Source organism: Bradyrhizobium oropedii, from assembly GCF_020889685.1.
Taxonomy (GTDB): Bacteria; Pseudomonadota; Alphaproteobacteria; order Rhizobiales; family Xanthobacteraceae; genus Bradyrhizobium; species Bradyrhizobium oropedii.
Genome location: NZ_JACMYO010000291.1, coordinates 1 through 7,386, shown reverse-complemented (window position 1 = coordinate 7,386; position 7,386 = coordinate 1). Strand labels below are relative to the sequence as shown.

The 7,386-nt window shown below is 65.2% G+C and carries 8 protein-coding genes; 5 read left to right on the top strand and 3 right to left on the bottom strand.

Annotated elements, in window-relative coordinates; all coding sequences use genetic code 11:
- From H8A95_RS40580 to H8A95_RS40560, 5 genes are all read left to right on the top strand, one after another.
- Positions 1 to 632 (top strand): VWA domain-containing protein (locus H8A95_RS40580; protein ID WP_229188118.1); only part of this gene is annotated, 632 nt, incomplete at its 5' end.
- Positions 629 to 1,519: an amidohydrolase family protein gene (locus H8A95_RS40575; RefSeq protein ID WP_229188117.1), complete on the top strand. Its 891-nt coding sequence runs from the start codon at positions 629 to 631 to the stop codon at positions 1,517 to 1,519. The genes H8A95_RS40580 and H8A95_RS40575, both read left to right, overlap by 4 nt.
- 51 nt (positions 1,520 to 1,570) lie before the next feature.
- A complete protein-coding gene (locus H8A95_RS40570; protein ID WP_229188116.1) occupies positions 1,571 to 2,419 on the top strand; it encodes an MBL fold metallo-hydrolase in 849 nt (282 codons plus the stop codon).
- Positions 2,420 to 2,436: 17 nt separating this feature from the next.
- Positions 2,437 to 4,008 (top strand): isochorismatase family protein, encoded by a 1,572-nt coding sequence (locus H8A95_RS40565; RefSeq protein ID WP_229188115.1) that lies wholly within the window; start codon positions 2,437 to 2,439, stop codon positions 4,006 to 4,008.
- A gap of 9 nt (positions 4,009 to 4,017) precedes the next feature.
- Positions 4,018 to 4,644, top strand: coding sequence for an FMN-dependent NADH-azoreductase (locus H8A95_RS40560; protein WP_229188114.1), 627 nt, complete (start codon positions 4,018 to 4,020; stop codon positions 4,642 to 4,644).
- A gap of 274 nt (positions 4,645 to 4,918) precedes the next feature.
- Here the strand turns inward: H8A95_RS40560 and H8A95_RS40555 are convergent, their stop codons facing one another.
- The 3 genes from H8A95_RS40555 to H8A95_RS40545 form a co-directional block, all read right to left on the bottom strand.
- Complete coding sequence (locus H8A95_RS40555; protein ID WP_420839533.1) at positions 4,919 to 5,995, bottom strand: sensor histidine kinase; 1,077 nt, start codon at positions 5,993 to 5,995, stop codon at positions 4,919 to 4,921.
- 283 nt (positions 5,996 to 6,278) lie between these two features.
- The gene (locus tag H8A95_RS40550; RefSeq protein ID WP_163151609.1) at positions 6,279 to 6,971 is read right to left on the bottom strand and encodes a response regulator transcription factor; all 693 of its coding nucleotides are present in this window, start codon (positions 6,969 to 6,971) and stop codon (positions 6,279 to 6,281) included.
- Between the two features lie 114 nt (positions 6,972 to 7,085).
- The coding region (locus tag H8A95_RS40545) for a hypothetical protein (protein ID WP_229188112.1) at positions 7,086 to 7,386 on the bottom strand (301 nt) is incomplete at its 5' end.

Below are 7,386 nucleotides of genomic sequence, written 5' to 3'. Positions count from 1 at the left end.
CTGGCCCGTTCGCCGATCTGCGCCGCACGCTCCGTGAAAGCGTACGCAACGACGGCGAGGTGCTGCGGCTCGGGCGGATGCGCCGCCGCCAGCGCCCGCGCAAGATCCTGCTCCTGATCGACGTCTCCGGCTCGATGAAGGCGCGTACTGAAGAGAATATGAGGCTCGCGCATGTGCTGGTGCAGGCGGCCGGCAATGTCGAGGTCTTCACCTTCGGCACCAGACTGACCCGCGTCACGCCGGCACTGCGGCTGAAGCGCCGCGAGCAGGCGCTGAGTGCCGCGTCCTTCCTGGTCAGCGACTGGGACGGCGGCACCAGGATCGGCGATGCATTGCAGGCGTTCCTGGCCGTGCCCCGCTTCGGCGGATATGCCCGCGGCGCCGCCGTGGTGATCGTCTCCGACGGCCTCGAGCGCGGCGATCCGGCCGCGCTGCGCGATGCGGTCGCAAAACTGTCGCGCCGGGCCTGGCGCGTGAGCTGGCTGACGCCGCTCGCGACCGCCCCCGGCTTCAAGCCGCAAACCGAGGCACTGATCGCGATCCAGCGCTTTGTCGATGATCTCGTGGACGGCGGATCGAGCGCGGCTGTTGTTGCCCACCTGCTGTCACTTGGAACAAGGAGAGCCGCGTGACCGGCATTGTCGACGGACATCATCACATCTGGCGTCAGGCCGATCTTACCTGGCTGTCCGGCCCGATGCAGCCGCGCATCTTCGGCCCCTACGAGCCGATCCGCCGCGACTACCCTATTCAAGAATATCTCGACGACCTCAAAAGCACCGGCGTCACCCGCTCGGTCTATGTCCAGACCAACTGGCCGAACGGCCAATTCGAGGAGGAAGCCGCCTGGGTGCAGCAGACCGCGGACGCGCACGGCTGGCCGCACGCGCTCGTCGCCTATGCCGATTTCTCCGTCGACGACGTCCGGCCGCAGCTCGATCGCCTGAAACGCTACCCGCTGATGCGCGGCGTGCGCATGCAGCTGCATTGGCACGAAAACCCGCTCTATCGCTTCGCGGCGCGGCCCGATCTCTGCACCGATCCGGTAATCCGGCGCAATGTCGGCCACCTCGCCGACTATGGCTGGAGTTTCGATCTGCAGGTGTTCGCGCCACAGATGGCCGATGCCGCCGGGCTTGCCGAGGCCTGCCCCGGCGTGACGTTCATCCTGCAGCATGCCGGCATGCTCGAGGATTTGTCACCGCAAGGCCGCGCCGCATGGCGCACTGGCATGGCGCGGCTCGCGCAATGTCCCAACGTGGTGTCGAAGCTGTCGGGGCTTGGCACCTTCATCCATCGCAACGATGCCGCGCATATCGCCGGCATCGTGACCGATACGGTTGCGATCTTCGGCGCGGACCGCTGCCTGTTCGGCTCCAACTTTCCGATCGAGAAGCTGTGGACCAGCTATCGCGACCTGATCGAGGCCTTCAAGGCGGCCGCCGAACGGCTCAGCCCCGGGCAGCGCGAAGCGATCTCCGGCACGACGGCGGCGCGGGTTTATCGGCTGGGGCCATAGCCGCACCGCGAGCACGGACGCGACAACGAACACGAATTTGGAGGGAGAGCGATGCCGTTGGAGATCAAGATCCTGGACTATGGCGATATCGAGCTGGAATCGAGCTTCCTCGTGCTCGGGCACAATTGCGGCCGCACCCGCCGCGTGCTGACGCTCGGCTTCCTGATCCTCGGCGGCCCCTATCCTGTTCTGGTCGATACCGGCTACCGCTCCAACCAGATCATGGAGACGCTGGGCATGCGCGGTCTCCAGTTCCACGAGAACATGATCGAGAACCAGCTTGCCCGCCATGGCGTGCGGATGGGCGACGTCCGCTTCGTCTGCCACACCCATCTGCACATCGACCATGCCGGCAAGGACGACCTGTTCCCGATGAACACCACCGTCGTCGTCAACCGCAAGGAGCTGGAATACTCCGTCTCCGGCCTGATGCATCCGCAATATCCGGCGCCCGACATCAAGCATTTGATCGACCGCTTGCACACCAAGAGCGCGCTACGCTTCCTCGACCTCGAGATCACCGGTCCGGTCGAGCTGATGCCCGGTGTCTATTGCGATGCCGCCAATGCCCACACCGAGGGCTCGATGAACATCCACGTCCACACCGCCGACGGGATCGCTACGATCTGCGGCGACGTGATCTATGATTTCAACGACCAGATCGTCACGCCGTTCAACGAAATCCACGACGCCGAACCGCGCACCACCGGCAACCACGGCACCAGCAAGCGGGCCGAGAAGGCCGCAATCAAGAAGCTGCTGAGTAGCTCGCGTTATCTGCTTCCGGTGCACGATCGCCCGGCCAAGATCGAGGGCGGCACGGTGGTCGGCCGCCTGCACGACCAGGTGCCCGGGCCGGTCGTGCAGAGCCTGCCGCAGCGCAGCTGGTTCCCGGCGTAACAACGAGGACGAACGCGATGACGCATGTCACGCTGCGCGCGGAGTTCGAAGACCTGATCGACCCGTATCCGCCTGTCGGTCAGCTCGGGACCGGCTTCGATTTCACGGAGGGGCCGATCTGGCACCCGGTCGATCACTTCCTGCTGTTCTCCGACATGCCCGGCGACGTCCGGAGGCGATGGGATGCGCGGCGCGGCGTGGTCGAGGTCAAGCGTCCGTCGAACAAATGCAACGGCATGACCTACGACGCCGACCTCAACCTGATCGTCTGCGAGCATGCGACGTCTTCGCTGATCCGCGAGCGGCCCGACGGGCAGCGTGAGGTGCTGGCCTCGCATTACGAGAACCAGGAGCTCAACAGCCCGAACGACGTCTGCGTGCATTCCTCGGGCGCGATCTATTTCTCCGATCCCTGGTACGGCCGCATGCCGGTCTATGGCGTCGAGCGGCCGCGGCAGCTCGGCTTCCAGGGCGTCTATCGCGTGTTGCCCGGCGCCGGCTCGCCGAAACTTCTGGTCGACCGCTATCTGTTCGAGCAACCGAACGGGCTGTGCTTCTCGCCCGACGAGCGTATCCTTTATGTCAACGACACCGTGCAGGCGCTGATCCGCGCCTTCGACGTCAGTGCCGATGGCTCCCTCGGCAATCCGCGCGTGTTCGCCTCCGGCATCCGCTCCGAGCTCGAGCCCGGCCTGCCCGACGGCATGAAGTGCGACCAGCGCGGCAATGTCTGGGTCACCGCGCCCGGCGGTGTCTGGGTCTATTCATCCGGTGGCGACCTGCTCGGCAAGGTCCGTCTGCCCGAGCTCGTCGCCAACCTCGCCTGGGGCGGTGCCGATTTCCGCACGCTGTACCTGACCGCGACCCATTCGGTCTACGCGATCCCGACCAAGGTCGGGCCGCGCCATGAGCCCTATATGAACGGCAAGCGCGGCGGCGCTGGCGCCACACCGTCTCCCTCCGCGCCCAATCTCACCGCCGACGAGATGCAGATCGACCCGCAGCGCTGCGCGATGATCATCCAGGACATGCAGAACGACGTCATCATGGATGGCGGCGCATTCGCCGAGTCCGGCGCGCCTGATCATGCGCGCCAGCAGCATGTCGTCGAGAATGTCCGTCGCGTCGCCGAAGCTGCGCGTGCGCGGGGCGTCGCCATCATCCATGTCTGGTTCGTTGTCGAGCCGGGCGCGCCGGGTGTGACGTTGAATGCACCGCTGTTCGAGGGGCTGGTCGACAGCAAGGCGATGGTCCGCGGCAGCTGGGGTGCGGCGCCGGTCTCGGGACTGGAACCGCGCCCGGGCGACTTCGTGGTCGAGAAGATGCGGATGAGCGCCTGGGAAGGCACGCGGCTGGAGACCATCCTGAAAGCCACCGGCCGCGACATGATCATCAACACCGGGGCCTGGACCAACATGTCGGTCGAGCACACCGCCCGCACCGGTGCCGACAAGGGCTATTTCATGATCGTGCCGGAGGATTGCTGTTCGACCATGAACGCCGACTGGCACAATGCGGCGATCAACTTTGCGCTGCAGAACGTCTCCGTGGTGACCAACGCCGACACCGTCATCAAGGCACTCGGCTGAGGAGGCGCGGTGCCGAAGCTGCTGCATCTCGCCTGTTCTCCCCGCGCCGATTCGGAATCGGCGGCAGGCGCGCGGGTCTTTGTGGAGAGCTTCCGCAAGGCGCGGCCGGACTGGGAGATCGATGCGATGAATCTGTGGCGCGAGCCGCTGCCGGAGTTCGAGGGTTATCTGCTTGAGGCCAAATACGCCCGGATCGGCGGCAAGAGCTTCACCAATTCTCAGCACGATGCCTTCGCGGTCGCCGAGCGGCTGGCGCTACGGCTGTCCCTGGCCGATCGGGTGCTGATCTCGACACCGATGTGGAATTTCGGCATTCCCTACAAGCTCAAGCAGTGGCTCGACGTCATCATCCAGCCCGGGCTGACTTTTCGCTTCGACCCGGCGCAGGGCTACCTGCCGCTGCTCAAGGACCGCCCGACGGTCGTGATTCTGGCCAGCGGCAGCGATTTCGTCACCGGCATGAACCGCGGCCGCATCGACATGGCGACGCCCTATCTGCGCGAAGTGCTGCGCTTCATCGGCATCAATGACGTGCGCTTCGTGCCGATCGGCCCGACCACCGGGCCCATTGAGCCGATCCGCGCGGCTCGCGAGGCCGCGCACCGGCGACTTGCGGAAATGGCGGCGAGGTTTTGACGAGTCCGCTTGTTCCGTCGTCGTCCCTGCGAACGCAGGGACCCACAACCACAGGGTCGTGTCGTTGAAACGAGCTGTGGCCCCAGCTCTGCATAAACAATTCGCATTGGTGGTTGGGTCCCGGGTCGCGCTTCGCTTGCCCGGGACGACGTGGGGATCACCGCCGATTCACATCCCAAGCAGCGCAGCTCGTAGGGCGGGTTGGCGAAGCGTAACCCGCCATCGTTCCGCGATGAGGATGGCATTGGTGGGTTACGCCTTCGGCTAACCCACCCTACGTCTCCGCCACGGGAAACGCGAGCCTGCACAACAGCCCCGGCGCGTTGTCGCGCAGTTCGATCCGCGCGCCGTGCAGGCTCGCGACCGCTGCGACCAGGCTGAGACCGAGTCCATTTCCCGGCGTATAGCGGCTCTGCTCGAGCCGATAGAAGCGCTTGAAAACCCGATCGTGCTGCTCGGCGGGAATACCGGGGCCGTCATCGGCGACCGAAATCACCGGCACGCCCTCGTCGTTGTCGCAGGTTACCGTCACCCGTCCGCCCGGGCGGCCATGCTTGATGGCGTTGTCGACGAGATTGGCAATGGCATCGAACAACAGGTCGCGGTCGCCGGTGACCTGCACCGCTGGATCGCCGGCAAGAACGAGGTGCGTCGTGACCTGTTCGGCCGCAGCATCATAGAGCTCGACCACCTCGCCTGCGATCTCGACCAGATTGACCGTGCGAAACGCCCCCTTGCGGGCCCGCGTCTCGATCTCGGAAATCCGCGTGATCGATACGAACATCCCGAGCACCGCGTCGAGATCGGCGATGGTGTCGCCGATCAGCGCCGCATCCCCTTCCCCGTTGCGTGGAGCATGGTAGGCCTTCTCCAACCGGCCGCGCATCCGGGTCAGCGGCGTGCGCAGATCGTGGGCGATGTTCTCGCTGACCTGCTTGACGTCCCCCATCAGGGATTGGATGCGATCCAGCATCAGATTGAGATTCTCGGCGACGCGATCCCATTCGTCATGGCTGCCGTGGAGCGGGATACGCTGGTCGAGGCCGGAGAGCATGATGGCGCGACTGGTCGCATTGATCGACTCGATCCGGCTGACCGTTCGCTGCGTGACCCCGATGCTGGCAGCCGCCGCAAGCCCGATGATCAGCACAATAGCCGCGATGCCCGCGGCCCTGATCTGCGCCATGAAGCCGTCGAGATCGCTGATGTCGCGGCCGACCAGCAGCCGATCGCCGTTTGACAAGGTCTCCGTCGCAGCTCGCACCAGAGCGGGTTCCGCGGAGAGCTGCGGCAGCGAAGCGCGGAATTCAGCCCATCCCTGCCCGGCAGCATCGTTTGGCCATTGCCCCAGATTTCCAGCGAGTACCGCGGAGCCGGGGCCAGCCAACAGATAGACATGATCGGCTACGCCCTTGTCCGCAATGCGCTGTGCGATCGACGCGGCCAGGCCATCACGGCCGGATCGCGCATAGGCAGCATCGAGGCTCGCCTGCTCAGTCATGATTGCGCGATCGGACCTGTCGCGCACATAGGACAGCGTCGACCAGTAGACGTAAGCGAAGATGGCGGACACGATCAGGCCGAAGACGCCGATGGCGATCAAGGCCAGGCGAAACGTCGATGACCCAAGGGTTTTAGCCAGGAGCACGGAGGCAGTACCCGATGCCGCGGATCGTGTGGATCAACGGATAGGCTTGCTGGTCGTCGACCTTGCGGCGCACCCGCCCGACATAGACATCGATGATGTTGGTCGAGGGATCGAAGTGCAGATCCCACACGTGCTGCAACAGCATGGCGCGCGACACCACACGGCCTTCATTCCGCGTGAGATACTCGAGCAGCTGGAATTCCTTCGGCAGCAGTGGAATCTTCCGGCCGCGGCGGCTTGCCGTCCGCGCGATCAGATCGACCGCAAGATCGCCGACCCGCAGGATGGTCTCCTTGGCAACGGTCTCGCTGCGGCGACCGAGCGCCTCGAGCCGCGCCAGCAGTTCGACAAAGGAAAACGGTTTGACCAGATAGTCGTCGCCGCCGGCGCGCAAGCCGCGCACGCGGTCGTCGACCTCACCGAGCGCGCTGATGATCAGAAACGGCACTGCGATGCCGTCGTCGCGCATCTGACGCATCACCGTGATGCCGTCGATATCGGGCAGCATGCGATCGATCGTGATCACGGCATAGTCGCGCGCCGCGCCCTGGCTCAACGCCTCGCGGCCGTTCGCCGCAAGGTCCACGTCATAGCCGCTGGTGGTGAGCTCTTCGACGAGTTGACCCGCGGTCTCCGGATCGTCCTCGACGACGAGAATGCGGCGGTGAGCTCCGGTCATTGTGTTCAACTCTCCGAGCGCCCGCCCCGCGACGATCGCCGCCAGACTATCCCATTCCGGGGCTGGATGGAACGTCTGGCGACGACCGCGACAACGGTGCGGTTGGTTGGGCGATCACCAATAGTCACCGCACACATTGACCCATTGCAGACCGTAGGACGTCCATACCCGACGGTAACAGCCATCGTAGTAATCGGCATAGACGTAAGGCCCGCCGAAGAATGCGAAGCGATGGAAGCGGTGGTGATGGAAGAAGCCGCCGTGATGGAAGAAGCGTCCGCCGTGGAATCCGGCTCCGGCAAATCGCGGGCCGAACGCAGGAGCGCCGGCGAAGCGCGCGCCGCCGAAGTGCCCGCCGGCAAAATGGCCGCCGCCGCCCATCGCGGCGAATGCCATGCTTCCGCCACGCATGCCG